Origin of the sequence: Roseibium sp., from assembly GCF_039982295.1 — a bacterium.
In the GTDB taxonomy this organism is placed as follows: Bacteria; Pseudomonadota; Alphaproteobacteria; order Rhizobiales; family Stappiaceae; genus Roseibium.
Genome location: NZ_JBDWYP010000087.1, coordinates 64,133 through 88,759 on the forward strand (window position 1 = coordinate 64,133; position 24,627 = coordinate 88,759).

The 24,627-nt window shown below is 58.6% G+C and carries 26 protein-coding genes; 13 read left to right on the top strand and 13 right to left on the bottom strand.

The annotated features are described in order from the left end of the window. Positions 1-44 precede the first annotated feature (44 nt). The 4 genes from ABJZ52_RS18605 (at position 45) to folK (ending at position 3,122) form a co-directional block, all read left to right on the top strand. Positions 45-506, top strand: coding sequence for a MarR family transcriptional regulator (locus tag ABJZ52_RS18605; protein WP_348184892.1), 462 nt, complete (start codon positions 45-47; stop codon positions 504-506). After that, complete coding sequence (locus tag ABJZ52_RS18610; protein WP_348184890.1) at positions 494-1,717, top strand: multidrug effflux MFS transporter; 1,224 nt, start codon at positions 494-496, stop codon at positions 1,715-1,717. The genes ABJZ52_RS18605 and ABJZ52_RS18610 overlap by 13 nt, the downstream gene beginning before the upstream one ends. An 86-nt stretch (positions 1,718-1,803) precedes the next feature. Further along, positions 1,804-2,631, top strand: coding sequence for a dihydropteroate synthase (folP, locus tag ABJZ52_RS18615; RefSeq protein ID WP_348184888.1), 828 nt, complete (start codon positions 1,804-1,806; stop codon positions 2,629-2,631). Then, positions 2,628-3,122: a 2-amino-4-hydroxy-6-hydroxymethyldihydropteridine diphosphokinase gene (gene folK / locus ABJZ52_RS18620; RefSeq protein WP_348184886.1), complete on the top strand. Its 495-nt coding sequence runs from the start codon at positions 2,628-2,630 to the stop codon at positions 3,120-3,122. The genes folP and folK overlap by 4 nt, the downstream gene beginning before the upstream one ends. 17 nt (positions 3,123-3,139) lie before the next feature. Here the strand turns inward: folK and ABJZ52_RS18625 are convergent, their stop codons facing one another. The 4 genes from ABJZ52_RS18625 to ABJZ52_RS18640 all read right to left on the bottom strand — a co-directional run bounded on the left by ABJZ52_RS18625 (position 3,140) and on the right by ABJZ52_RS18640 (position 6,654). Next, on the bottom strand, positions 3,140-3,592 hold the full coding sequence (locus ABJZ52_RS18625; RefSeq protein WP_348184884.1) for a TspO/MBR family protein: 453 nt from the start codon (positions 3,590-3,592) through the stop codon (positions 3,140-3,142). 164 nt (positions 3,593-3,756) lie between these two features. Beyond that, entirely contained in the window at positions 3,757-4,977 is a 1,221-nt protein-coding gene (locus ABJZ52_RS18630; protein ID WP_348184882.1) for an argininosuccinate synthase, read from the bottom strand. 131 nt (positions 4,978-5,108) lie between these two features. Further along, positions 5,109-5,732 carry a TetR/AcrR family transcriptional regulator gene (locus ABJZ52_RS18635; RefSeq protein WP_348184880.1) on the bottom strand — a complete coding sequence of 208 codons (624 nt, stop codon included), beginning with the start codon at positions 5,730-5,732 and terminating at the stop codon, positions 5,109-5,111. Positions 5,733-6,168: 436 nt separating this feature from the next. Further along, positions 6,169-6,654 (bottom strand): hypothetical protein, encoded by a 486-nt coding sequence (locus ABJZ52_RS18640; protein WP_348184878.1) that lies wholly within the window; start codon positions 6,652-6,654, stop codon positions 6,169-6,171. 271 nt (positions 6,655-6,925) lie between these two features. Here ABJZ52_RS18640 and ABJZ52_RS18645 point away from each other — a divergent pair, with 271 nt between their 5' ends. Then, entirely contained in the window at positions 6,926-7,606 is a 681-nt protein-coding gene (locus ABJZ52_RS18645; RefSeq protein WP_348184876.1) for a type 1 glutamine amidotransferase domain-containing protein, read from the top strand. Between the two features lie 71 nt (positions 7,607-7,677). On the opposite strand, the gene rlmN is transcribed toward ABJZ52_RS18645, so the two are convergent. Together rlmN and ABJZ52_RS18655 are read right to left on the bottom strand one after the other, a co-directional pair. Next, positions 7,678-8,829 carry a 23S rRNA (adenine(2503)-C(2))-methyltransferase RlmN gene (gene rlmN, locus ABJZ52_RS18650; RefSeq protein ID WP_348185016.1) on the bottom strand — a complete coding sequence of 384 codons (1,152 nt, stop codon included), beginning with the start codon at positions 8,827-8,829 and terminating at the stop codon, positions 7,678-7,680. 373 nt (positions 8,830-9,202) lie between these two features. Then, the gene (locus ABJZ52_RS18655; protein WP_153771760.1) at positions 9,203-9,709 is read right to left on the bottom strand and encodes an invasion associated locus B family protein; all 507 of its coding nucleotides are present in this window, start codon (positions 9,707-9,709) and stop codon (positions 9,203-9,205) included. A gap of 261 nt (positions 9,710-9,970) precedes the next feature. Between ABJZ52_RS18655 and ABJZ52_RS18660 the strand changes: the two genes are divergently transcribed. Then, the gene (locus ABJZ52_RS18660; protein ID WP_348184874.1) at positions 9,971-10,537 is read left to right on the top strand and encodes a sigma-70 family RNA polymerase sigma factor; all 567 of its coding nucleotides are present in this window, start codon (positions 9,971-9,973) and stop codon (positions 10,535-10,537) included. A gap of 12 nt (positions 10,538-10,549) precedes the next feature. Here ABJZ52_RS18660 and ABJZ52_RS18665 read toward each other — a convergent pair whose 3' ends face one another. After that, a complete protein-coding gene (locus ABJZ52_RS18665) occupies positions 10,550-11,101 on the bottom strand; it encodes an RNA methyltransferase (RefSeq protein ID WP_348184872.1) in 552 nt (183 codons plus the stop codon). A 180-nt stretch (positions 11,102-11,281) separates the two neighbouring features. Between ABJZ52_RS18665 and ABJZ52_RS18670 the strand changes: the two genes are divergently transcribed. Continuing rightward, positions 11,282-12,256: an NADPH:quinone oxidoreductase family protein gene (locus tag ABJZ52_RS18670; RefSeq protein ID WP_348184870.1), complete on the top strand. Its 975-nt coding sequence runs from the start codon at positions 11,282-11,284 to the stop codon at positions 12,254-12,256. 22 nt (positions 12,257-12,278) lie between these two features. Here ABJZ52_RS18670 and xth read toward each other — a convergent pair whose 3' ends face one another. Then, a complete protein-coding gene (gene xth, locus ABJZ52_RS18675) occupies positions 12,279-13,088 on the bottom strand; it encodes an exodeoxyribonuclease III (RefSeq protein ID WP_348184868.1) in 810 nt (269 codons plus the stop codon). A gap of 103 nt (positions 13,089-13,191) precedes the next feature. Beyond that, a complete protein-coding gene (locus ABJZ52_RS18680; protein WP_348487829.1) occupies positions 13,192-14,421 on the bottom strand; it encodes a cation:proton antiporter in 1,230 nt (409 codons plus the stop codon). Positions 14,422-14,537: 116 nt separating this feature from the next. On the opposite strand from ABJZ52_RS18680, the gene ABJZ52_RS18685 reads away from it, so the two are divergent. The 3 genes from ABJZ52_RS18685 to ABJZ52_RS18695 all read left to right on the top strand — a co-directional run bounded on the left by ABJZ52_RS18685 (position 14,538) and on the right by ABJZ52_RS18695 (position 16,978). Then, positions 14,538-15,269 carry a GH25 family lysozyme gene (locus tag ABJZ52_RS18685; protein ID WP_348184864.1) on the top strand — a complete coding sequence of 244 codons (732 nt, stop codon included), beginning with the start codon at positions 14,538-14,540 and terminating at the stop codon, positions 15,267-15,269. Between the two features lie 120 nt (positions 15,270-15,389). After that, positions 15,390-16,076, top strand: coding sequence for an SH3 domain-containing protein (locus ABJZ52_RS18690; RefSeq protein ID WP_348184862.1), 687 nt, complete (start codon positions 15,390-15,392; stop codon positions 16,074-16,076). 50 nt (positions 16,077-16,126) lie between these two features. Beyond that, on the top strand, positions 16,127-16,978 hold the full coding sequence (locus ABJZ52_RS18695; RefSeq protein ID WP_348209131.1) for an ABC transporter substrate-binding protein: 852 nt from the start codon (positions 16,127-16,129) through the stop codon (positions 16,976-16,978). A gap of 29 nt (positions 16,979-17,007) precedes the next feature. On the opposite strand, the gene ABJZ52_RS18700 is transcribed toward ABJZ52_RS18695, so the two are convergent. From ABJZ52_RS18700 to ccrA, 3 genes are all read right to left on the bottom strand, one after another. Next, on the bottom strand, positions 17,008-17,511 hold the full coding sequence (locus ABJZ52_RS18700) for a hypothetical protein (protein WP_348312830.1): 504 nt from the start codon (positions 17,509-17,511) through the stop codon (positions 17,008-17,010). 72 nt (positions 17,512-17,583) lie between these two features. Then, positions 17,584-18,129 (bottom strand): CAP domain-containing protein, encoded by a 546-nt coding sequence (locus tag ABJZ52_RS18705; RefSeq protein ID WP_348188570.1) that lies wholly within the window; start codon positions 18,127-18,129, stop codon positions 17,584-17,586. 168 nt (positions 18,130-18,297) lie between these two features. After that, positions 18,298-19,596 (bottom strand): crotonyl-CoA carboxylase/reductase, encoded by a 1,299-nt coding sequence (ccrA, locus tag ABJZ52_RS18710; protein ID WP_348188569.1) that lies wholly within the window; start codon positions 19,594-19,596, stop codon positions 18,298-18,300. A gap of 315 nt (positions 19,597-19,911) precedes the next feature. On the opposite strand from ccrA, the gene ABJZ52_RS18715 reads away from it, so the two are divergent. Then, a complete protein-coding gene (locus tag ABJZ52_RS18715) occupies positions 19,912-21,921 on the top strand; it encodes a protein meaA (RefSeq protein ID WP_348188567.1) in 2,010 nt (669 codons plus the stop codon). A gap of 21 nt (positions 21,922-21,942) precedes the next feature. Here ABJZ52_RS18715 and ABJZ52_RS18720 read toward each other — a convergent pair whose 3' ends face one another. Beyond that, a complete protein-coding gene (locus ABJZ52_RS18720) occupies positions 21,943-22,176 on the bottom strand; it encodes a hypothetical protein (protein ID WP_153771395.1) in 234 nt (77 codons plus the stop codon). A gap of 441 nt (positions 22,177-22,617) precedes the next feature. Here ABJZ52_RS18720 and ABJZ52_RS18725 point away from each other — a divergent pair, with 441 nt between their 5' ends. Both ABJZ52_RS18725 and ABJZ52_RS18730 read left to right on the top strand, forming a co-directional pair. Next, the gene (locus tag ABJZ52_RS18725; protein ID WP_348188565.1) at positions 22,618-23,334 is read left to right on the top strand and encodes a cytochrome b561 domain-containing protein; all 717 of its coding nucleotides are present in this window, start codon (positions 22,618-22,620) and stop codon (positions 23,332-23,334) included. A 194-nt stretch (positions 23,335-23,528) separates the two neighbouring features. Continuing rightward, positions 23,529-24,581 (top strand): MaoC family dehydratase, encoded by a 1,053-nt coding sequence (locus tag ABJZ52_RS18730; protein WP_348188564.1) that lies wholly within the window; start codon positions 23,529-23,531, stop codon positions 24,579-24,581. Positions 24,582-24,627: the final 46 nt, after the last annotated feature.

Here is a 24,627-nt window from a genome sequence, read left to right on the forward strand (position 1 = left end):
CCGCGGCCTCTATATAGTAAGGAGACCTTACAAAAGAGACCTCCATGAAAGCTCCGGTTCCGCAAAGCGTTGTCACGCTGATGATCGTGGACATCGCAAGACTGCTGCGCAAACGATTTGAAATCGCTCTGACACATGTGGACACCGGATTGACGGTCGCAGAAGCGCGCACGCTGACCTTCATCTGGCGCCATCAGGGCCTCCGGCAAGCGGCGCTGGCCGAGCGAATGAGTGTGGAACCCATGACCTTGGTCGGATACCTCGATTCACTTGAGACCGCTGGCCTGATCAAGCGCACCGTTGATCCTGCCGATCGTCGTGCCAAGCTGATCACCTTGACCGACACAGCCAATCCGGTGATCGACAAAATTGAGGACGCCATCATTGAGGTGCGATCCGAAACGCTGGCTGGCATGAGCGAACGCCAGCGGGACGAGATGGAAGCCATCCTGGGCACCATGAAAGACAATCTGCTGAACGGAGAAGCCGGGAAGTGCGTGAAGTAAGAGCTGCCGAACCGGTCATGACTGAGCGCCGGACGGCGATTCTGGGTGCAGCCCTTGTCGCCATCGGCCCCATAACCATGGCGCTTTACACACCGGCCATGCCAACGCTTGCCATGGAATTTGGCACGACCGAATCCATGATCAAGCTGACTCTGACCGCGTATTTTGCCGGCTTCGCGATCACTCAATTGTTGTGCGGACCTTTGTCGGACGCCTTCGGGCGCAAACCGGTAACCCTTGCGTTTCTGACGCTCTATCTCGTGTCCACGATCGTCGCGACCTTCGCGCCCGATGTCACCTGGATGATGGTCGCCCGAGCGATCCAGGGGGTCGGCGCCGCGGTAGGCATTTCAGCATCACGCGCCATTGTTCGCGATCAGTTCACAGGTCAAAAATCGGCGCGTATCATGAACACCATCGGCACCATGCTGGCGCTCGGCCCCGCGATATCGCCCACCCTTGGCGGCGTCATACTGGAGCTGTTTGGTTGGCGCGAGATCTTCATTTGCATGATTGTCTATGGTGTTGCCCTGATGGTTGGCGCTGCACTGTTTCAGCGCGAAACCAATGCCTACAAGTCGATCAGCAACATTCATCCCCAGCGGCTGGCAATCAATTATCTGACACTGCTGCGCGATGTCAGGTTCATGCGTCCGAGCCTGCTCCTCGCCTTCAGCCTCGGCAACCTCTATGCAATGGCAACAGTGCAGCCCTTCGTGCTCATTCATGAGGTTGGCCTCACGCCCTCACAGTTCGGTCTGGGCATGATGCTTCAATCGATCTGCTTCATCACCGGCACACTTGTGGCAGGGCGGCTTTTGAAGAAAACGGAGGCACGCAAACTTCTGCCTTTCGGCATGGCCGGCATGTTGTTCGCAGCCCTCTTGATGGCAACAATCCTCAGACTCCAGGAGCCTACCTATCTGGGCGTCATGGGACCTGTCGGCGTCTTTGCTTTTTCTCTGGCATTCATTCTCCCGGAGACCCTGACCTCCTCAATGCAGGATTTCCCGCAGATCGCAGGTGCCGCCTCCTCCATGACAGGCTTCATGCAATTCGGTGGCGGGATACTCGGCAGTCTCGCCATAGCAGCCACCGGAGATCCCTTGTTTGGCATGGCAACCATCATCCCCGCCATGCCCGCGACCGGTGTGTTTCTGTACCTGGTCCTCGGGCGGCGCTATCGGGCTGCACACGCTGCTGTCAAATAGGCTGCTATTTTGCCCCCCGTAATCGCCTTGACCCTGGCTGTTTAAACCGGCACACAGCCGATTGAACACAAGGATTGCCACCGAAGATGTCTCGAGCCAGCAGCTACCACCTGACCGATGTTGCCAGCGCAAGCCGTCCGCATGTGATGGGCATTTTAAACGTGACGCCGGACAGCTTTTCCGATGGCGGCCGGCACAACGCTCTGGATCAGGCTCTGGCACACGCCCGCCATATGATCGACGAGGGCGCAGACATTATCGACATTGGCGGCGAAAGCACCCGCCCTGGCTCGGCACCTGTCTCACTGGAAGACGAATGGGCACGCATTGCTCAGGTCCTCGCTCCTGTGGCCGATCTGGGCCTTCCCGTCTCGATAGACACCTACAAGGCCGAAATCGCGAGCCGCGCCTGCGGGGAAGGTGCCGTGATCATCAACGACGTCTGGGGCTTGCAGAAAGACCCCGCCATGCCTGATGCGGCGGCTGCAGCCGGGGCACATGTCGTGATGATGCACAATCGGGACGCTGTTGATCCGCAGATCGATATCATGTCGGACATCGACCGCAGTTTCGAGCGTTCGATGTCCCTTGCAGACAAGGCCGGTATCCCCCGCGAAAAGCAGATCCTTGATCCGGGTTTTGGCTTCGGCAAGACCGTCGACCAGAACTTCCAGATCCTGAACCGTTTCGAAAGCCTTCTGAAACACGGCCTTCCCATTCTGGCAGGCGCGTCTCGCAAGCGCATGATTGGTGCGGTGCTGAACGTTGAAACCGGCGAGCGGCTTTTCGGATCAATGGCAGTTCATCTTCTGGCTATGCAAAAGGGCGCCGCGATCGTCCGGGTTCATGACGTTCGCCCTCATGTAGACGCCGCCCGGATCCTGGAAGCCACCTTGAAGGAACACGCCGAATGACCTTGACGATCCGGGCAGCACTTGGTCTTGGCTCCAACATGGGCGACACCAAAGCCAACCTCGACGCCGCCATTGAACGGTTGAATGCCAGCCAGGGCATTGCGGTCACTGCGAGATCATCCGACTACCGCACGCCGCCATGGGGCCCGGTGCCGCAGGATGACTACCGCAACATCTGCATCACCGTCGAAACGACCCTTTCGCCGCGCGCGCTGCTTGAGCGCTGCCTGGAGGTTGAACGCGAGCTCGGCCGCATTCGGGATATTCGCTGGGGGCCGCGCATCATCGATATCGATGTTCTGATTTACGGCAAAGAGGCCGTGGACGAGGAAAATCTCACGGTACCGCATCCACGCATGGGTGAGCGCGCCTTCGTCCTCATCCCGCTTGCCGAAATCTGGCCGAGCGCGCCGATCGGCGGCGGTCAGACAGCTGCTGAAGCTCTGAAAACCTGCCCGGATCAGGATGGCGTTGAAAAACTTGCCCACTGATCAGCGGCCTCAAGTCACTAGTTGAGCAGAAAAAGTCCGGCGTTGAGATAGCTCGCGAAGGCGACCCAGAGCGCATAGGGCACAAAACAAAGTCCTGCGAGCCTGTCGGGGCCCCAGCTCATGCGGATGAACGCCAGGATGGTCATCAGCATCACCAGGATGACGGCAAGGCCGGCGCCAAGGCCATGCGCGGTGAAGACAATCGGGCTCCAGACGAAATTCAGTCCCATCTGCAAAACCCAGAGGGAAAAGACTGCGCTGTGGCCGGTGCGCGACCACGTTCGCCAGCCTGCGATCGCGATCAGAATATAAAGCGTGGTCCAGGCGGGGCCGAAGAGCCAGCCAGGTGGCGTGAACGCGGGCTTTTCCAGCGCGAGATACCACGCCCCTGGAAGATTGGTTGCCCCGATCAGGAGGCCGCCGCCAACGACGACGAAAAGAAAAACGGCAAGACCGAACCAACGTTCCATCTGAAGCACTCTGTTGTTTGGCAAGTCCTGGCAAACGTCTGGGGACCGCCCAGGTTCCAGGTGCGCGTTGCACTCACTCTTGAAGCATCAAAATTCTACACCGGAGGCTCTAAACGCAAAAGGGCGCCTCCCGGCGCCCCTTCAAGTCCGGCACTTGAATGAACTCAGCCCAAACGGTCGCGCTTGGCCAGGGTCCTCAGGCGCAGGGCATTCAATTTGATGAAGCCCGCGGCATCCTTCTGGTCGTAGGCACCTTCGTCATCCTCGAACGTCACCAGCTCTTCAGAATAGAGCGAGAATGGCGAAGCACGGCCGACCACCATGACATTGCCCTTGTAGAGCTTCAGCTTGACCGTACCGGTGACATGTTCCTGGCTCTTGTCGATCAAGGCCTGCAGCATCTCGCGCTCCGGCGAGAACCAGAAGCCGTTGTAGATCAGCTCGGCATAGCGCGGCATCAGCTCGTCCTTGAGATGGCCGGCGCCACGGTCGAGGGTGATGGACTCCATCGCACGGTGCGCGGTCAAAAGTATCGTGCCGCCCGGCGTTTCATAGATGCCGCGGCTCTTCATGCCAACGAAGCGGTTCTCGACCAGATCGAGACGGCCAATGCCATTGTCGCGGCCAAGGTCGTTGAGCGCGGCAAACATCGTTGCCGGAGAAAGCTTTTCGCCATTGAGCGAAACCATGTCGCCCTTTTCGAAGCCGATTTCGATCTCGGTGACAACGTCAGGCGCCGTCGTCGGATCAACCGTGCGCTGGAAAACGTACTCGGGCGCTTCTTCATTCGGATCTTCCAGGACCTTCCCTTCAGAAGACGAATGCAGCATGTTGGCGTCAACCGAGAACGGCGATTCTCCGCGCTTGTCCTTGGCAACCGGGATCTGGTGCTGCTCGGCAAACTCGATCAGGTCGGTACGCGACTTGAACGTCCAGTCACGCCATGGGGCAATGACCTTGATGTCCGGGTTTAGGGCATAGGCAGACAATTCAAAGCGAACCTGATCGTTACCCTTGCCGGTTGCGCCGTGAGCGATCGCATCCGCGCCGGTTTCCTCGGCGATTTCGATCAGGCGCTTGGAGATCAGAGGCCGCGCGATGGATGTGCCGAGAAGGTAGACGCCTTCATAGACAGCGTTGGCGCGGAACATCGGGAATACGAAGTCCTTGATGAACTCCTCGCGCAGGTCATCAATGTAGATTTCCTTGATGCCGAGCATCTCGGCTTTCTTGCGCGCCGGCTCAAGCTCTTCGCCCTGGCCCAGATCAGCGGTGAACGTCACCACCTCGCAGCCATATTCGGTCTGCAGCCATTTCAGGATGATGGAGGTGTCGAGGCCGCCGGAATAGGCAAGCACGACCTTCTTGATGTCACCATGCGCCATGGAAAGAAAATCCGTTCGAAGTCTTGTGTGGGGGCCGCTCAGCAGCCGTATTTAAGTCCGGCGCAATTTAGCCGGTAAATACCGCAACGCAAGGGGTAGAAGACTTCGATTTGTAAGCGCGAATACGCAGATCAGGCGACGTCGGCCGCCTGATCTTTCTCAATCTCGACGCCATAGCTCTTCAGCATCATGTCAACGCTGTCGTCGATGATCGCGGCGACCTCCTGCTCGCTCGCAAGAGCCTCGCCAAAGAGCTTGGGGAAAAATCCGCGGCTTTTGATCAGGCCAAGGAACTGTTCCGCAGCAACCCATGTGTCGGGGATCGACAATTTGCCGGCGGCGACGGCCGCATCGAGAAAGCGCTTGACCTGGCGAACCATGTCCATGCGCCTGTTCATCATTTCCGCCTGTTTCGGGTCCCTGATGACCTCGCCCATGACCATACGCGCCATATTCATGGCACAAGGGTCGGTGAGGTGGCGCCCCTGCTGCCAACCAAGCCGCACCAGCTCGTCACGGATGGGAGCAGTTGCATCAAACGGCACATCCGTCGTCAACTGCAGCTGTTCCAGCAGGTTTTGATTGATCGCCTGGAACAGAATTTCCTTGCTTTCGAAGTGATTGTACACCGTCCGCTTGGAAACCTGCGCCCGCTCCGAGATGCGATCCATACTGGCACCGGCGAATCCGCGTTCTTGAAATTCGGCGATTGCAGCTTCTATTATTTGCTTGTTTTTTTGTTCAGTCAGCGACATCGCAATTTTATTCCTCCAAGTCACTTGTGCTTGCAGGGCCCCCGCCCCAGGTAAACTATTCAGTTCATCCATACGTGTCCGAAACTCTGCGTCGGACGGAATGGTTCCCTGTACTCGTGTGTTTACCCTCTAGCCACTCTATACCAGCCGGGGGAGCCTCGCCAAGGATGTCTGTTACATTTACGTTCAACAGCACGGACCGGACCACTGACGTTGGCCTGTGAACACCGTTTCCGAAGCGACAGCGGAAAATCGCAACCCCGACAACCGGAGCCGCTGTTGCCAATGCTACTGCCGCGGCTAAGGACGCCTGGATCACAGACCGCCCCCATTTCAAAACACGGCCAGGCCTCAGCTCCAATCCGCCTCCCAAAACAGCAAAGGCCGGGCAAAATGCCCGGCCTTTTTGTCTGCGAAAACGGATCAGGCTCAGCGGCTATACACCGCGCCAGCGAACAACCCCGGCTGCCACGATACCAAAGAGAACATGACCGACCAGAGACGCCCAGGCCAGTTGGCCGAAGCCGAGGAACGGCGGCAAGCCTGCAAAAATGTGAGCCATCACATAGAGCGCGAAGACCCAAAGACCGACGCCGAAGCCGATGCCAATGATCCACCATGGCAGGAACGGCGTGACAACGCGGGCGATGGGCCGGGCGACGAACAGATACCCGAGCGGATAGGCCACGATGCCGACGAAGGCATGAATGGCCTCGGCCAGAGGCCAGTTCTGAAAACCAAAGACCGACTGCACCAGTGCGGCGGGTTGAAGCGGCCCGCCGACCCAAAAGGGCGTCAGGACGCGCGCCCAGAACTCCCAGGTCACGTCAGCGGCAAACCCGGCCAGGACGGCCGTTAAGAGCGTCGCAAGGGTCAATGGCGGAAAGAGGTCACAGGACGGGCTTTTGGTCGAAATGCTCATGAAACGGGTTCCTTTGGTTCTGTTCGGCAGAACAACAGGGAGAAAATCCTCCGGCACAAACCGATATGGGTGCGGAACCTGCTCCGCACATATCACATGAGCGTAACCCGCAAACGCGCCCTGATCACGCAAACGCGATCGAAAGACAGGGCCACAAGCAAAACGCGGCGGAACGAACCCCGCAGCCCTGCGTTCCCACAACAGCAAAAAACGTCATCGGCAGCGAGACGCTCGCCAAAAAACAACGTGCACGTGAAACAAAGGATCTGAAATGCATATTCTCTTCGTCCTGACATCCCACGACAAACTCGGCGACACAGGCGAGAAGACCGGCTTCTGGCTCGAGGAATTCGCCGCGCCCTACTACATCTTCCGCGATGCAGGCGCTGATGTAACCCTCGCGTCTCCCAAGGGCGGACAACCACCCCTGGATCCGCGCAGTGACGATCCAAATTCCGAGACGGATGCGACCCGCCGCTTCAAGGACGACGCAGACGCAAAGGCTCACCTTGCCTCGACCGTGACCCTCGACAGCGTGTCTCACGAAGACTACGACGCCGTTTTCTATCCAGGCGGCCATGGCCCTCTTTGGGACCTCGCCAACAACAAGACATCGGCTGCGCTGATCGAAGCCTTTTACAAGGCGAACAAGCCCGTATCTCTGGTCTGCCATGCCCCCGGCGCCTTGCGCGACGTGACGGTCGATGGCAAGCCGCTTGTCAAAGGCCGCAAGGTGACAGGCTTCACCAATTCCGAGGAAGCTGCGGTCGGCCTGACCGATATTGTGCCCTTTCTGGTCGAAGACATGCTCAAGGAGCGTGGCGGGAACTATGAGAAAGGCGACGACTGGGGCAGCCATGTGGTCATCGACGACCATCTGATTACCGGACAGAACCCGGCATCCTCCGCCGGTGTCGCCAAGGCCGTCATGGCGCAGCTCACTGCCAGTTAGGCTTCAAAATCTCAAGAAAAAAGCGGGGTCAAATGCCCCGCTTTTTTCAAGTCAAAGTTCGGATTGAAGAATCAGGCGCCCGCAGCAAGTGCTTCACGGTCTTTCTTGCGCAGGCGCTCGGAAGCAGATTTCAGCTGACCGCAGGCGGCGAAGATATCGCGACCGCGTGGTGTCCTGATCGGCGAGGCGTAGCCGGCCCGATTGACGATGTCCGCGAACTCCTCAATCCGTTCCCAATCGGAACAGCCATATTGCGAGCCCGGCCAGGGGTTGAACGGGATCAGATTGATCTTGGCCGGAATGCCCTTCAGCAGACGCACCAGTTCCAGCGCATCCTGATTGCTGTCGTTGATGTCCTTGAGCATCACATATTCAAACGTGATGCGCTTGGCGTTCGACAGGCCCGGATAGTTCCGGCAGGCATCCAGCAGCGCCTCAATGTTCCACTTCTTGTTGATCGGCACCAGAATGTCGCGGTCTTCATCGCGCACGGCATGAAGCGAAATTGCCAGCATGCAGCCGATCTCGTCGCCAGTGCGAAAGATTTCTGGAACAACGCCTGAAGTCGACAGGGTGATGCGGCGCTTGGACAACGACAAGCCATCGCCGTCGGAGGCGATTAGCAGCGCCTTCTTGACGTTCTCGAAGTTGTAGAGCGGCTCACCCATCCCCATCATGACGATGTTGGTCACAAGCCGCCCCTCAGAGGGAACAGCCGCACCTTGGGGCGTCGACATCTCGGGGAAGTCCCCGAGCCGGTCACGTGCCATAAGAATCTGGGACAGGATCTCTTCCGATGTGAGGTTGCGCACCAATTTTTGAGTACCTGTATGGCAGAAGGTACAGGTGAGCGTACAACCGACTTGCGACGACACACACAACGTCCCGCGGCCTTCTTCGGGAATGTAGACGGTTTCGACCTCAACCGGGCGGCCTGCGCCACGCGGCGGAAACCGGAACAACCATTTACGCGTGCCGTCGACTGAAATCTGCTCATCGACAATTTCCGGTCGTGCGATTGAGAAGGTTTCCGCCAACTTGGCGCGCAGATCCTTGGCGATATTGGTCATATAGGCAAAATCGGACACGCCGCGCACATAGAGCCAGTGCCACAGCTGGGAGGCACGCATCCGGCGCTGCTTTTCCGGAATGCCTATGCTGGCCATAGCCTCGGCGAGCTCTTCACGACTCAAACCGACAAGCGTCGGCTTGTCCTCGCCCATGACCTCTAAAGGTCTCAAGGGCGTAATGGTCTGCGCATTCGGGTTGTCCCGCGCGATGTCGAGCGTCGTTGCCATGGTCTGGTCCGTTGTATTTCCATCCGTGGGCTGTGCGCCGCTTCGGACTGTCGCGTCTCTTGCCCAGAAATGGCCGCGCGAACGATCCGTTCCGGATCAACCTTTCGGCAAATGGCCTTGTCTGGAAAGTCCGGCTCGGGCCGGCGCTTTGATCAAGTGGTGTCAAAACCATACAAACGGCGAAAAATCAAGTTTCGCTCACGCATGTGTGCCTTGCACAAACGCAAAAAAGACCGGCGAAACGCCGGCCTTTTCAAACTCGATGCCCTCAGCGTCCCTCAAGAGACACCAGCAGGACTTAGCGGCAGGCGCTTCCCGCCGTATCGATCGCCGCAGTTACACCCGACAGGGAGAACTTGTAGGACGTCTTTGTCCCTCGGCTGGATTCGCCGCTGATCGACATCTGTCGGCCAGCCTTCATCGCCGCAATCAGCTGAGCTTCCGTTGCCGCGTTTTCGACCCACGCACCATCGTTTTTGGTGAACAGGTTGAAAATCTTGCCGTCCACGTCGACCGTCACGGTCGAGCCGTCTTTCAGCGGATAGCCAACCAACAGGCTTGGCTCGGCACTGACCCCTTCACTCGGCCGCGAGGACACGAAGAAGAAAACATCTCCGTGGTTCCGGTCGCCGGGCAACATCTGTGTTGGCTTGGTCAACGCATAACAGACCTTTCCGCTGCCGCTTGCATGGGAATAGGCTGCCCAGTCCTTGTGCTGCTTCAGCAACGTCGGAGTCTGTGCGAAAGCCGCTGCACTCGAAAGAACAAGGCCGAGAAAGGCCATAACCAGCGTTTTTGCTTGCATCATCTTCACACCGTCTATGCTTGTGAATGTCCGTCGCATTCTACTCAAATGCCAAGTGACATATAAACCTTGCTTTAATGATAACTTAAAGCTGGTTACGAAAGGGTTTAGGCTCAAAAAATGAGCTTTTTTGCTCCACGTTTTTAGGGCCCCTTTCCTCATCCGCACGCTGGCGCGATAAATCAGGCGAGAGTGTGGCGTGGGCACTTCCGAAATCCGTCGAACCTGATAAGAAGGTTGGAAACAAGGAGTTCCTGTTCGGTGGAGCAGCTGAAGTACTATTCGGACCTGATCGTCAAGGTGGCGAATGAAAAGGACAAAACCGCATTTGCGGAGTTGTTCGATCATTTCGCGCCCAGGCTGAAGGGGTATCTGATGCAGCAGGGCGCCGACGGTGGGGCAGCTGAGGAAATTGCCCAGGAGGTGATGGTCACCCTGTGGCGAAAGGCCGATCTCTTTGACCCCGCCAAATCCTCCGCCAGCACCTGGCTCTATCGCATCGCCCGCAACCGGCGCATCGACCGGCTGCGCCGCAGGAAAACCGCGGAACTCAACCCGGAAGAGCCTGCACTCCAGCCCGCAAGCGTGCCCGATGTGGCGGTTGAAATGGATGCACGCCTGCGCGATCAAAGGGTCCGCATCGCCCTCGCCGCACTGCCGGATGAGCAGGCCGAGGTGATCAAGCTGGCGTTTTTCTCCGGGCTGTCCCACAGCGAAATCTCAGAGGAAACCGGCTTGCCGCTCGGGACCGTCAAATCCCGCATCCGCCTTGCCTTCGCGCGCCTGCGCCAGGCGATCGAGGCCGATGACGCGGTCGACGTGGACTGACTTCCGCCAACTCTACTTGTCTTGCCCGGGAACCACGCGCCCCGTCCGACTGATCGGTCCGCCCGATACATGTTTCGGAACCTCAACGCTCGGGCCACCGGCCGTTAACGAGCGGTCCGCATAGCGGCCGAGCGCACGGTGACGATCATAAAGAACGATGGCGCCGGCCATGGCCACGTTGATGCAGAATTTGGTCGGAATCTTCACCACGTGATCGCAGCGCTCAAGCATCTCCGGCGACAGGGACCCGCGCTCGGGACCAAGCACATAGGCCGCCTGCAGGGGGTGTCCGAAACTCGGCAGATCCACTGCATCATCTGTCAACTCGATCCCGACGACCTGGCACCCGCGCGGCAGATCCATTGTCTCGACACTGTCCCAGGAAAACAACGGCAAGTGCCCGGGGCTCTTTGAAGTGTCGGATGGCGGCGCCTTGCGCAGGTTCTTCTCCGCATCGACGGTGAAGAAAAAATTGGCGCCAAAGGCATGGGCAGAGCGCATCAGGTTTCCAAGGTTCATCCGCTTGGACAGCCCCTCGGCGCCGACGGCAAAATAACCGCGCATTTTTCTTGTCCTTTTTCAACCGGCCTGTCCCGGCCGAACGTTTGGCGTTTCTAACCGCCAAGGGCATGCAACTTCAAGCTCAAGACCGGTTGCAATTTCGCCTCATGGCCCATTTCCCCATTCGGAAACCCGTGTTACCAAAGCCTCCCATTTAAAGCATACATTGTTCGGGAGACCACCTTGAAAGCCTGCCTCTGCAAAGCCCCCGGACAAGCATCCGACCTCGTCATCGAAAATTTGCCCGACCCCAAGCCCGCCGAAGGCGAGGTGCTTGTGAGGGTCAAGGCATGCGCGCTGAACTTCTTCGATACGCTGATCATTCAGGGCAAATATCAATACAAGCCGGAAATGCCGTTCTCTCCCGGCGCCGAGTTTGCCGGTGTCGTCGAGGCGATTGGGGAAGGCGTGAGCGAGTTTGCCGCGGGTGACCGCGTCATGGGCTACATCCGCTGGGGCGCGGCCCGCGAGCTGGTGATCGCGACGGAAGACGATCTGGTCAGACTGCCGGACGGCATTTCCTTTGAGGATGCAGCCGGCCTGACGGTCACTTACGGCACCACGCTTCATGCCTTCCGCGACCGGGCAAAACTGACCAGCGGCGAGACGGTCGCAGTTCTGGGGGCCTCGGGCGGTGTCGGCCAGGCTGCTGTCGAGATCGCATGTCTCATGGGCGCTCAGGTCATCGCCTGCGCCTCGTCAGAGGAAAAGCTTGACTTCGCTCGACGCCTCGGCGCGCAAGAAACCATCGACTATTCAAAGCTCCCCTTGAAAGAAACACTCAAGGCCATGACCAATGGTGAGGGGGTCGACGTTGTCTACGATCCGGTTGGTGGAGACCTGTCCGAGCAGGCGCTCCGAGCCACGGCCTGGGAAGGCCGATATCTTGTGGTTGGCTTTGCCGCTGGCGACATTCCAAAGATCCCGCTCAACATCGTCATGCTCAAGGGCTGCGACGTTCAGGGTGTCTTCTGGGGCGAAGCCGTCATCCGCGACCCGGAAGGCCACCGCGAAAACATGGCGCAACTTCTCGATTGGGTCGCAGACGGCACCTTGAAGCCGCATGTTCATGCGGTCTATCCGCTTGAGGAAATCGCCTCGGCCCTCACTGAAATCGAGGACCGCAAAGTGCAAGGCAAGATCATCCTGACGCCTTAAGGCGCGCGCTTCGGGCCAATGGTCAGATGGAAAACTCTGCGATCACGGGCGCGTGGTCGGAGGGTTTTTCCCAACCGCGGGCATCCCGCAGGACGCGGGTGCCCTTGATGTTCTCATCAAGGCTTTTCGATACCCAGACATGGTCCAGACGGCGCCCCTTGTCAGCTGCGGACCAATCCTTGGCGCGGTAACTCCACCACGTGTAGATCTTCTCTTCCATCGGGGTAAATCGGCGCATGGCGTCGATCCAGCCGCCGCTTTCGCGCACATCTTCAAAGAGATCGACTTCGACGGGCGTGTGGCTGACAACTTTCAGCAGCTTCTTATGCGACCAGACGTCATGCTCATAGGGCGCGACGTTCAGATCACCCACAAGCACCGCAGGCTTTGCCGTCTCGGCACCCTGCAACCAGCCCTTCATCTCGGCAAAGAAGTCGAGCTTGTGCCCAAACTTCGGATTAATCTCCCGGTCGGGTTCATCACCACCCGCAGGCACGTAAAAATTATGCACCCGCACCGCACCGCCGTTGAACGGAACATCAACGGCCACGTGACGGCTGTCGCCCATTTGGCAGAATTCGCGCTTCTCCACATTGGCAAGCGGCAGGCGGGAAACGGTGGCGACCCCGTGGTAGCCCTTCTGGCCGTTGATCTCGATATGCTCGTAGCCCGCCTTGCGCAATGGCGCGAAAGGAAAGTTGGCATCCGGACATTTGGTTTCCTGGAGGCACAGCACGTCCGGCTGGACTTCCTCGAGGAATTTCTCGACGATCGGCATGCGCAGCCGTACGGAGTTGATGTTCCAGGTGGCAATTGTCAGACGATCGGTCATCGGAACCCTTGAAGAATCGGCACGGGAAGATGACCTGTCTTACGGTCTTTACGGGCCCTCGGCCAGACCAAATTTCATACGCTCCGATCTCAATACGCCCATGTCAGGAGCGTTTCACATCCCCTACCCGCGTCAGCGCAAATTGGGTCATGGGTGGACCGATCAGCTCGAAGACTACCGTTGAACCGATGGCAATGGTGAGGATCTGATCCCGCCAATGAGGCAGCACCTCGACGCCCACAAGCGCCATGCCGAGCGCGACACCGGCCTGCGGAACAAGCGCCATCCCCATCCAGGCTCTTTCAGGCTTCTTCAAGGAGGTGAAGGCGCCACCAATCCACCCACCAATGAACCGCCCGACAAGACGCAAAGCAACATAGCCGAACCCCAGAAGGCCGAGCTCGCTCAAACTGCCGACTTCAAGCATCCCGCCAGCCAGCACGAAGAACAGCGTCATGAACGGCCATTCCACGTGTTCAATTTCGTGAAATTCCCGCGAATGGTGCTTGGCGAAATTGGCGATCACCACCCCGCAAGTCATCCCCGCCAAGAGAAACGAAACCTCAAACCAGATCGCGAGCCCCGCGACCAGAAAGACCACGCCCAGCGCTTCGGAAAGGGTTGGATCGCCCGGACGCAACCGGCCCGTCAGGAAGGCAGCCGGCAGGCCGACCGCAACACCGATCAACACCGCGCCGACGATTTCCCGCGCAGCAGTCAGCAGGTGTCCATCGGCGCTCAACCCCTCGACGCTTTGCGCCCAGACCAGGCAGAAGGCAAAAACAATCAGCCCCCAAGCATCATCCAGCGCCACGATGCCCGTGACCACATTGGTGAAATGGCCCCTCGAACCACTCTGGCGCATGACATCCTGGGTGGCGGCCGGATCGGTGGCCGTCGCCATGGCGGCCAGAACCAGAGCTGGCGCCAGGGCAAGCCCGATGAGCGTCAGCCCGGCACCGACAATCAGGCCTGTCACCACAACAACCGCAACGGAGACAATGGCAATCGACTTGCCGCTGTTTTGCAGATTGAACCTGGTCAGCTTGCCGCCCAGAAGGAAGGCAACCATGCTGAGCGCAAGGACCGACATCAGTTCGTAAAGGGCAAAGAAGGTTTCGGGAAAGAGGTCGAACCCTGACGGTCCCGCCGCGACACCACACAAAATGAGCAAGGTCACCCGCGGCAAGCGGGTGCGATGGCCGATTTCGTCGGCGGCCATTCCGACCAGCAACAGCAAGCCAAGGCCAATGAATGTGAGCGCATGATCCATGACAGCAATTGGGTCATGACAAGCCCGTGCCGGTCCTTGACGCAGCGCAATTGCACTCAACTTTTTCCGACGTCATCCACACCGGGTCACAGTTTTGAGATCTCCATGTTTCGTTAGGAATAATGCGCCATTTTGAGCCGAACTGTTCGCACACCCTTAACCAAGCGAGAGATCTTGTGCTCGATCTGACCCGTCAATTTTGCGCAATCCTTGGCGCTGTCCTTCTGGCATCGTGTTCCGGCTACGATTTTCCGGACCCCACGCCTGAAGACTATGCGGTTCATGGCATCGACATCTCCAAGTACCAAGGGGATGTAGACTGGGCCGCAGCCCGGCGGGGCGGTGTTGAGTTCGCCTGGATCAAGGCGACCGAAGGCGGAGACCACGCTGACCACCGGTTTCTCGACAACTGGTATGGAGCCAAGGCCGCAGGCGTCCCGCGCGGCGCCTATCACTTCTACTATTTTTGCCGCCCGGTTGAGGAACAGGTCGAATGGGTTCTGAAAACCGTGCCGAAAGATCCGACGGCTCTGCCGCTGGTGCTCGACATGGAGTGGAACGCCCATTCCAAGACCTGCCGCATTCGCCCGCCACGGTCTGAAATCGTCCGCGACATGAAATATTTCCTCGATGAGGTCGAAAAGCACTACGGCAAGCGCCCCGTCATCTATTCTTCGGTCGACTTCCACCGCGACCGTATGGTCGGAGCCTTCAAGGACGAGCAATTCTGGCTGCGTTCGGTGGCGAGCTATCCGAACCATATCTACACGGACCGCGACGACTGGTATTTCTGGCAGTACACCGCCGAAGGCGACGTACCGGGCATCGACGGCCAAGTCGACCGGAACGTTTTTTACGGCAGCAAGTCACAATTTCGGAAATGGCTGAAGGGTGAGCTGGAGCGCTAGAGCGTAAATTCCGGCACGAACGCCGGGCCCTGACCACAACGTCAGACAAATCTGACATCGATCATTGCGATGTTATCAACCTGTGCCATACTCCGCGCACGTTATCGCGTGGAGGTTTTGATGCTTGGATTTGGCAAAGGGTTTCGTATTTCCGCCCCCTTGGCTCTGTTGTTCCTAACGATCTGCTCTGCCGCGTCGGCTCAGTCCGCCTATCAGGCGAGTGCCACGACCAATCTGAACTTTCGCGCCGGACCGGGCACCAACTATGAGATCATCGGGTCCATTCCCAATGGCCGCATTGTCACCGTGTTCAATTGCACGGAAGGCTACGGCTGGTGTGATATCGACCATGCAGGCCAGCGCGGCTGGGCCTCCGGGAAATATCTCGCCTACGCGGGAAACGGCACCTATTACGGCCAGCCGATCTACCGGTCGGGGGTTTATATCGGCCTGCCTCTGATCTGGCACAGCTACCCGATCTACCGTCCGCGCCCGCCTTATCATCCGGGCTATCGTCCGCCACCAGGCAACCGCCCTCCTGGAAACCGTCCGCCGGGATACAGGCCGCCCAAGCCAACACCTCCGATCGCGCGCCCCCCTGTAAACCGTCCGCCGCCAGGTGTGCGCCCGCCGAGACCATCGAACCCGATCGCCAGACCTCCCGGGTCACGGCCACCGGGAGCGAGACCGCCCAGCGCCAGACCACCCAGCGCGCGGCCTCCGAGCTATCGTCCCCGTCCCGGAGCGCGCCCGTCTCGGCCAAGTGGCGGACGTCCGTCGCGGCCAAGCGGTGGCCGCCGCCGCTGACCAGCTGCCCGACTTAAAGTTTCCCGGCCAGACCCGGAAGGATTTGTGACATGAAATTCCCTATATCACTTGCCGTCGCAGCACTGATCGGCGGTGCTGTTTCGAATGCACCAGTCAGCGCCGGCACCATGCAGGACGCCCTTTCCCGCGGCACATTGCGCGTCGGCATCGCCGAGGAAAATTTCGTTCCCTGGCTGGCACACGACAAAAGCGGCGGTCGCATGGGCTTCGAGATCGACGTAGCAACCTCCGTGGCAGACGCGCTTCAACTCACGCCGGAATTTGTCGAGATGCCTTTCGACCAGTTGCTGCGTGGCCTCACCATCGGCCAGCTGGACGTGGTGATCTCAGGCATGTCCGTGTCGGCAGACCGGGCGCGTGAAGTGCTCTTCACGGCTCCCTATTCCAGCACGGATTTCAGTGTCGTGGTCGACAAGACCGCATTGCCCGAGGGCGCTGAAGACAATGGCTTCGATGTCGAGGGCATGAAGCTCGGCGTTGCCGGAGACACGCTCGCCGACTACGCCGCGTCGAGTGAGTTTCGGCTGGCCGAAGTCATGCGCTACGACAACAACGGCGATCTGCGCGACGCCTTTCTCGACGGCGACGTTCAAGGTGTGATTGTTCCCACGCCCTATCCCGAATTCATCGTGTCGCGCGATCCAGACCGTTTTGCCGCGGAAGCCGAGCCCCTGGTTTCAACCCTGCAAGCCATGGCCGTGCGGCCAGGCAGCGAGCGTTTCGTCAATTTCCTGAACGCCTGGCTGATGGAAAACACGGCCAACGGGACCCTTGGCGACATGCGCGGCCACTGGTTCCAGAGCCTTGATTGGCTTGACCGGCTTGAAGGCTATGACGCCCCTGCCTCTGAGGAAGAAAGTGCTCCCGCAGCGACCGAATAAGCCTCGAGCAAAATATGCGGCGCGACGGCTCAGCGCACCTTTATCTGGTGCGCAATGGCCTTCCCGTCGCTAATCGTCACCTGCGTGAATCCGAGCAGCTTGCAAAAATCCAGGAAGTTGAGCTCATAAGGCTCCGCCGACTGGGTGAACAGCGGCGTCGCCCTGGCCATGGACGTCAGGGATGCCAGCAGTGCACGCATGCGATAGGGCGTGTCGTAACGCCCATCCCCCGTCGCGACGATGATCATCTTTTCAAGGCTTTCGCCCTTGGCAAAGAGGTGATAGCCCGGCGCATGATTTTGCTGGAGTTGTTGGGCGGCAAGCCCGATCACAAAAGCGGCCCGTGAGGTTTCTTCGGCGTCATCGGCAACCGGCACGCTGGCAACATAGACCTCATGTGTCTGCGGCGCGGGATAATAGTAGCCTGCATGCAGATCTGCGGCTCCGGCGCCGGATGCAAAACCTGCCGCCAGCATCAACGCTGCCGCCAGTCCAACTCTTCGACGCCCCAAGGCTTTCAATCCAAACACCATATTGTCCCCACTCTTGTCAGCACACAGTGCTAGCGCCAGAGGACAACTGCAAGGGGGCTGCGCAAATAGTCTTTAGTTCGCCTTTGGCCCGGCCATGACGAGCGACCAGAACACCTTGTGCTTGGCCCGCGCGGAATAGGCGGTGGCAAGGCCAAAGCGTGTGGCCGCCGGATCGAGCATCACCTTGTTGTGCTTGGGCGATTCCCGCCATCCGGAGAAAGCTTCTGCAAGTGTTCGGTACCCACCGCTGACATTTTCAACCGCATGGGTTTCCGGTTCGCCGATCGATGCCATGCGGGCAGACAGTTTCTGCTCCTTGCCCAGGGACGTCCTCACTGATCCGGCCGCGGCCATCGCCCGCGCCTGACTCAAGGCAATGACGCCGAGAGCGGGATCGACTGTCAGCGGCTGCAGACCGTTGTTCACCCTGTATTGGGAGATCATCTGCGCCGCGACAGCCTGGTCGACCGATGCGTCCAGCCGCGCCATGCTCTTGTAGAAGGCGGGCACCTCACCGTTGTTGGGCGCGCAGGCCGATACCAGCAGGGCAGCAAAGAGGCCGACAACCGGCGAGAAGCGGATCTTGTTCATGAAGTCCCCATTATGCGTCACCGGCATCACAACTCCGCCTTTGCAGCGGACGTCAGGGTCGATTCGTTGTTTGGTAGTCAGAGCATAGAGGCGCTAGTCAGCTTCCGTGTCAAAAAAAAGACCAACCCGCCGGGGCGGGTTGGTCCTCGGTAGGCCGCTCAAGAAACTTGAGCTCCTGGGAGCCTTGAATGGGGATCAGCGCCTGGCCGCCTCAAGAACATCTTCGTAGGATCGGAGCCCTGTCGTCGGCGCACAGACAAGCACTGACATGTTGCCCGGTGCGTGCTGGTTCTTCCACATCTTGGTGTGTGCCTTGGGGATCTGATCCCAGGGGAACACCTCGGACATATAGGGATCGATCCTGCGCTCGATCATCAGCTTGTTGGCCGAAGACGCCTGCTTCAGATGGGCAAAGTGCGAGCCCTGGAGCCGCTTCTGGTGCATCCACATGTAGCGGACGTCAAAGGTACAGTTGAACCCTGTGGTCCCGGCGCAAATCACGACCATACCGCCCTTTTTGCAGACGAACGTCGAGACCGGGAACGTTGCCTCGCCCGGATGTTCGAAGACGATGTCGACGTTATTGCCTTTGCCAGTGATGTCCCAAATCGCCTTGCCGAACTTGCGAACTTCCTTGAACCACTCGTTGTATTCCGGTGAATTCACCGTCGGCAGCTGACCCCAGCAGTTGAAGTCCTTGCGGTTGAGCACACCCTTTGCGCCAAGGCCCATGACGAAGTCGCGTTTGTCTTCGTCGGAGATCACCCCGATGGCATTGGCGCCAGCCGTGTTGATCAGCTGGATCGCATAGGAACCGAGGCCGCCGGATGCGCCCCAGACGAGAACGTTCTGTCCCGGCTTCAACTCATGCGGATGGTGACCGAACAACATGCGGTAGGCCGTTGCCAGCGTCAGCGTGTAACAGGCGCTTTCTTCCCAGGTCAGATGCTGTGGCCGCGGCATCAACTGCTGCGCCTGCACCCGGGTGAACTGGCCGAAGGAACCGTCATGGGTCTCATAGCCCCAGATACGCTGGGTAGGCGAAAACATGGGATCGCCGCCGTTGCACTCCTCATCGTCACCGTCGTCCTGGTTACAGTGAATGACAACCTCGTCGCCGACTTTCCAGCGCTTCACCTTGTCGCCGACAGCCCAGATGATGCCCGACGCATCGGAACCGGCGACATGATAATCCGCCTTGTGAACGTCGAACGGGCTGATCGGCTCGCCGAGCCCGGCCCAAATACCATTGTAATTGACGCCCGCAGCCATGACGAGAACCAGAACTTCGTGGCTATCGAGCTCCCACGTCGGCACCACTTCCAGCTTCATCGCCTCTTCCGGTGGACCGTGACGGTCCCGTCGGATCGTCCAGGCGTACATATTCTTTGGAACATGGCCCAGCGGCGGAATTTCACCCGGCTCGTAAAGGTCTTTCATCGGTACCGCCTCCGGCGTTCGATTGTCGTTGGCCTCAGCTGTTGCGCTTGTCATGTTTTCCTCCCTTGCAGCAGCCTCGCGCTTGAAGTTTGCCAAGTTTCGCCAACACGCAACCGCTGCAGCGCAAAAGGCAAAATCGAACTTGAGACCGCATTTGCGCAACTATCATGCGAAAATAGCATCATATCTATACGACTATTGCTTAACTTGCGTTTTGAGCCAAGGAGCTTTTTGCATTGCATATAAACGGGCTTTCCACGCCCACGATAAAAAGGCATGATTTCCGTTAGCGGAAGCACCAGGCGGCAAAGGCGTGACTTTTCATGCCTGTAGACATTAGGTCGAAACTGTCTGGAGGAGGGACAGATTATGAGTACGCCGGACAATTCTGCACCCACGGCAGCTACAGAGCGCGATCGCCCCTGGATCTTCCGCACCTATGCCGGTCACTCCACTGCGGTCGAATCCAACAAGCTCTACCGGAGCAATCTGGCAAAGGGGCAGACCGGCCTCTCCGTTGCCTTCGACCTGCCGACCCAGACCGGCTATGACCCGGACGACATTCTGGCCCGTGATGAGGTCGGCAAGGTCGGCGTGCCCGTATCGAACCTTGGCGACATGCGAGCGCTCTTCCAGGACATTCCCCTGGAGCGCATGAACACCTCCATGACCATCAACGCGACCGCGCCGTGGCTGCTGTCTCTGTATGTCGCTGCGGCCGACGAACAGGGTGCGGATCGTAAACTGCTTTCCGGCACGACCCAGAACGACATTATCAAGGAATATCTGTCCCGCGGCACTTACGTGTTCCCGCCGGCGCCTTCCCTGGCACTGACCACGGATGTGATCGCCTGGACCTATTCCAATATGCCCAAATGGAACCCGATGAACGTCTGCTCCTATCATTTGCAGGAAGCAGGTGCGACACCGGTTCAGGAGCTGTCCTTTGCCCTTGCCACCGCCATTGCCATTCTGGACAGCATGAAGGCCTCCGGCGCTATTCCGGAAGATGAATTTTCGCGCGCAGTCGGCCGCATCTCCTTCTTTGTCAACGCGGGCATGCGCTTCGTCACCGAGATGTGCAAGATGCGCGCTTTCACCGAGCTTTGGGACGAGATCTGCCGGGAACGCTATGGCGTCGAGGAAGAGAAATACCGGCGTTTCCGCTATGGTGTTCAAGTGAATTCGCTCGGCCTGACCGAACCGCAGCCTGAAAACAACGTCTACCGCATCCTGATCGAGATGCTGGCCGTGGTCTTATCCAAAAACGCCCGGGCCCGCGCCGTTCAGCTTCCTGCGTGGAACGAGGCCCTCGGCCTGCCGCGTCCCTTCGACCAGCAATGGTCCCTCAGGATGCAGCAGATCGTCGCCTATGAGACGGATCTTCTGGAATATGCCGACATCTTCGACGGCTCTTCGGAAATCACCCGCAAGGTGGAAGCGCTGAAGGAAGAGGCCCGCGAGGAACTGGCCCGTATCGACGACATGGGCGGGGCGGTCGCAGCCGTTGAATCCAGCTACATGAAGCGCAAACTGGTGGAATCCAATTCCGCTCGCCTTGCCAACATTGAAGCCGGTGAGCAGATCGTGGTCGGCGTCAACAAATGGACCGAGAGCGAACCCTCTCCGCTGGCATCCGGCGAAGATGGCGGCATCCTGACCGTGCCCGAGCACGTCGAGGAAGAAGCCATCGAAAAGATCAAGGCCTGGCGCAACAACCGCGACCAGAAGCAAGTCGATGCCGCCATCGCGGAATTGAAGCAGGCCGCCAGCGAAGGCTGCAACATCATGGAGCCCTCCATTGCCGCCGCCAAGGCAGGTGTCACCACTGGTGAGTGGGGGCGCACCTTGCGTGAAGTTTTCGGCGAATACCGCGCTCCGACCGGCGTCGGACAAGCCGCTCGCGACGACGCAGGAGATCTGGCTGCCGTGCGAGAAGACGTGGAATCGGTTTCCGCAAAGCTTGGCCGCCGCCTGAAATTCCTTGTCGGCAAGCCGGGGCTGGACGGACATTCCAACGGCGCGGAACAGATTGCCGTACGGGCACGCGATTGCGGCATGGAGGTGGTTTACGAAGGCATCCGGCTGACGCCAGCCCAGATTGCCAATGCGGCGATCGAGGAAGATGTCCACGTCATCGGCCTGTCGATCCTGTCCGGCTCGCATCTGGCCCTGGTCAGGGATGTCCTGGACCGCCTGCGAGCCTCCGGTGCTGACGACATTCCGGTCGTGGTCGGCGGGATCATCCCCGATGAGGACGCCACCAGCCTGAAGGCCATGGGCGTCGCCGCCGTCTACACGCCGAAGGATTTTCAGCTCACCGACATCATGGCCGACGTGGTCAAGATCGTCGCAGCAGGATCAGAAAAGGCTGCCTAAAAGCGCTGGATGCGCACGGCCTCACGAAGACGCGAAGGAAACCTTCACGCCACGCTGGCGAAAATAGGCCTGCAACAGCTTGCGGCCAGACCGGTTGTTCTGGACAAGCCGGGATGGATCCAGAACGACTTCCTTCAAGCCTTCGCGCTTCAACGCAGGCTTGAGAGCCGCAATGTGAAGATCGATGTCCTCGTTGTCTGCCTGGAGTGATTCATAGATGCGGTTCGTCGCATCCGCCACGGTCAGTTCGCTCAATGCTGCATTCCTGATGTTGTTTGGCTGGCGCTTACCACACTTTCGGTGACGATACCAAAGAGAGTTGATTTGCGTGAAGGGCACTCGTGTCCAAGGAAAGCCCCCTTCACACTCCGTCATGCCATGGCTCGACCCACTCGAAAAATCCGCTTTTGCCGGAATGGATCTGCATGACCGCAGGCATCGACGCTGACCAGGCGTGCGAAGTTGTCAAAGGCTGATCACGTTCACACCATGATACTCCCGCATTCCGTCCTTGATCACCTCCTGCAAAAAAACGCATATTACTCAGATGAAATCTAATAAAAGTCAGCAAGAAACAACCATTGAAGAACCCATTTGAACATTATCAAAACAGATGGTCGACTTCACAAAATCGCATACCGTTAAAAATAGAGCAAAAAACAACGGTTAGACATAAAAATGCAGGGAGACGTGCCAATGAATGAAAATGCACCTCACATTCCCACCGAAGTGTATTTGGGATTTCTAGGGCGCACGATCGACATTCACTGGAACTACCATGCGATGTTGATGTTTTTCGTTTGGATTGTTCTCGTGCCCATTTGCGTCACGGTTATGCGCTTTCACAAACCCCCACCCTCAGAAAAAGGCCTTCAGCGCGATGTCAGCCTTTGGCACCGGGAATGGTGGTTTTTCAGCGTTCACAAGTTTGGTTTGTTGTTTGCCATGTTCCTGGCGGTAAGCGGGACCTGTGTCGCGCTGGTTGTCAGCGGGGGCTTCAGTCAATCCACGCATTCCTATTTGGGAATGATGACGGTTCTGATGGGCGTTGGCCAAGTCATCTCTTCGCAAATGCGTGGCACGCGCGGCGGCAAGTACCGCGAAGGATCGGACATCAACGATCCAAAGACATGGGAGGGCGACCAGTACAGCCGCACACCAAAGCGGCGTCTGTTTGAGGCTTACCACAAGACATCCGGCTATTTCACCATGCTCGTGGCATTCGGAGCGATCGGATCAGGGCTGATGCAATACAATATGCCCATTCTCACCTTGGTGTTTTTCTTGTTCGTCTTCATCGGTCTGGCGGCTTGGGTCATCTATGAATTCAAGGGCCGCAGCTATGACGGCTACCGCGTCGCCCATGGCTACGGCCTGGAACACCCCTACAACAAGGAACGCGAGTTCTTTTAGAAGCCGCTCGGCCTGAAGAGCCCCAGCCCGCCATCCGGGGCAAGAAGCCTGGGCCAGCTTGACGATTTTGGTGCTGACCTGCGATCCCGTCAAAGGACAGCACCAATCGTCATCCCCCGAACGTCGACCTTGCTCTTGTGCGCTGCGGAAGTGTTTAATCTCGAAAACCAACCGGAATGTCGGGGAGCAGGCACGTGGCGAAGACCAATGCGGGTAACTTTTTCGAGGACTTCTATGTCGGCCAGGTGATCCGCCACGCGACGCCGCGCACGATCACCACCGGCGACGCCTCGCTTTACACCTCACTCTATGGCTCCCGTTTCGCAGTCCAGTCCTCAGACGATTTCGCCCATGCACTTGGTTATGACCGCGCCCCAATCGACGACCTTCTGACCTTCCACATCGTCTTCGGCAAGACGGTTCCAGACATCTCGCTCAATGCAGTCGCCAATCTCGGCTATGCAGGTGGACGGTTCCTCGCGCCGGTCTATCCGGGCGACACGCTGTCGGCGGTTTCCGAGATCATTGGCAAGAAGGAAAATTCCAACGGCAAGACAGGCGTCGTCTATGTCCGCTCCACAGGCTACACCGCCGATGGCACCGAAGTTCTCGACTATGTCCGCTGGGTCATGGTGAACAAACGCGACGCAGACAATCCGCCACCGGAACCTGTTGTGCCGGAACTGCCAAGTGCACTTGATCCGCAAGCTCTCGGCAACGCAGTGCCCCTGCTCGACGTCGCCCATTGGGACACGGATCTGACCGGCTCCACCTTCCGATTCGGCGATTACGCCAAGGGCGAGATGATCGATCATGTGGACGGCATGACAGTGGAAGAGGCGGAGCATCAGATGGCAACGCGTCTCTATCAGAACACGGCGAAAGTTCATTTCAACCAGCATACGGAAGGCCAGGGCCGTTTCGGCAAGCGTCTGATCTATGGTGGTCATGTCATTTCGTTGGCGAGGGCCCTGTCGTTCAACGGTCTTGGAAACGCCTTCCACATCGCTGCAATCAATGGCGGCCGTCACGTGGCGCCGCTATTTGCAGGCGACACGGTCTTTGCCTGGTCGGAGATCCTGGATACGGCGGAACTCGAAGGGCGCACGGATGTTGGCGCCCTGCGCCTACGGCTCGTTGCCACGAAGAACCGCCCCTGCGCCGATCACCCCCTGAAGAGTTCCGACGGCAAGTATCTGGACAACATGATCCTCGACTTCGACTATTGGGCCTTGATGCCGAAGTAGCCCGCGCTGGACAGCCCCATCCGAAGCCGTCACCCTGTGCCCGGAA

What these genes read in the sequence shown, in the direction of transcription:
- ABJZ52_RS18640 (WP_348184878.1), bottom strand. Translation starts at nt 6,654, where the DNA reads ATGAGCATTTCGACCAAAAGCCCGTCCTGTGACCTCTTTCCGCCATTG.
- ABJZ52_RS18645 (WP_348184876.1), top strand. Translation starts at nt 6,926, where the DNA reads ATGCATATTCTCTTCGTCCTGACATCCCACGACAAACTCGGCGACACA.
- ccrA (WP_348188569.1), bottom strand. Translation starts at nt 19,596, where the DNA reads ATGACAAGCGCAACAGCTGAGGCCAACGACAATCGAACGCCGGAGGCG.
- ABJZ52_RS18695 (WP_348209131.1), top strand. Translation starts at nt 16,127, where the DNA reads ATGAAATTCCCTATATCACTTGCCGTCGCAGCACTGATCGGCGGTGCT.
- xth (WP_348184868.1), bottom strand. Translation starts at nt 13,088, where the DNA reads ATGACCGATCGTCTGACAATTGCCACCTGGAACATCAACTCCGTACGG.
- ABJZ52_RS18725 (WP_348188565.1), top strand. Translation starts at nt 22,618, where the DNA reads ATGAATGAAAATGCACCTCACATTCCCACCGAAGTGTATTTGGGATTT.
- ABJZ52_RS18665 (WP_348184872.1), bottom strand. Translation starts at nt 11,101, where the DNA reads ATGCGCGGTTATTTTGCCGTCGGCGCCGAGGGGCTGTCCAAGCGGATG.
- rlmN (WP_348185016.1), bottom strand. Translation starts at nt 8,829, where the DNA reads ATGGGCGAGGACAAGCCGACGCTTGTCGGTTTGAGTCGTGAAGAGCTC.
- folP (WP_348184888.1), top strand. Translation starts at nt 1,804, where the DNA reads ATGTCTCGAGCCAGCAGCTACCACCTGACCGATGTTGCCAGCGCAAGC.
- ABJZ52_RS18625 (WP_348184884.1), bottom strand. Translation starts at nt 3,592, where the DNA reads ATGGAACGTTGGTTCGGTCTTGCCGTTTTTCTTTTCGTCGTCGTTGGC.
- ABJZ52_RS18700 (WP_348312830.1), bottom strand. Translation starts at nt 17,511, where the DNA reads ATGGTGTTTGGATTGAAAGCCTTGGGGCGTCGAAGAGTTGGACTGGCG.
- ABJZ52_RS18655 (WP_153771760.1), bottom strand. Translation starts at nt 9,709, where the DNA reads ATGCAAGCAAAAACGCTGGTTATGGCCTTTCTCGGCCTTGTTCTTTCG.
- ABJZ52_RS18605 (WP_348184892.1), top strand. Translation starts at nt 45, where the DNA reads ATGAAAGCTCCGGTTCCGCAAAGCGTTGTCACGCTGATGATCGTGGAC.
- folK (WP_348184886.1), top strand. Translation starts at nt 2,628, where the DNA reads ATGACCTTGACGATCCGGGCAGCACTTGGTCTTGGCTCCAACATGGGC.
- ABJZ52_RS18630 (WP_348184882.1), bottom strand. Translation starts at nt 4,977, where the DNA reads ATGGCGCATGGTGACATCAAGAAGGTCGTGCTTGCCTATTCCGGCGGC.
- ABJZ52_RS18715 (WP_348188567.1), top strand. Translation starts at nt 19,912, where the DNA reads ATGAGTACGCCGGACAATTCTGCACCCACGGCAGCTACAGAGCGCGAT.
- ABJZ52_RS18705 (WP_348188570.1), bottom strand. Translation starts at nt 18,129, where the DNA reads ATGCCGGTGACGCATAATGGGGACTTCATGAACAAGATCCGCTTCTCG.
- ABJZ52_RS18690 (WP_348184862.1), top strand. Translation starts at nt 15,390, where the DNA reads ATGCTTGGATTTGGCAAAGGGTTTCGTATTTCCGCCCCCTTGGCTCTG.
- ABJZ52_RS18635 (WP_348184880.1), bottom strand. Translation starts at nt 5,732, where the DNA reads ATGTCGCTGACTGAACAAAAAAACAAGCAAATAATAGAAGCTGCAATC.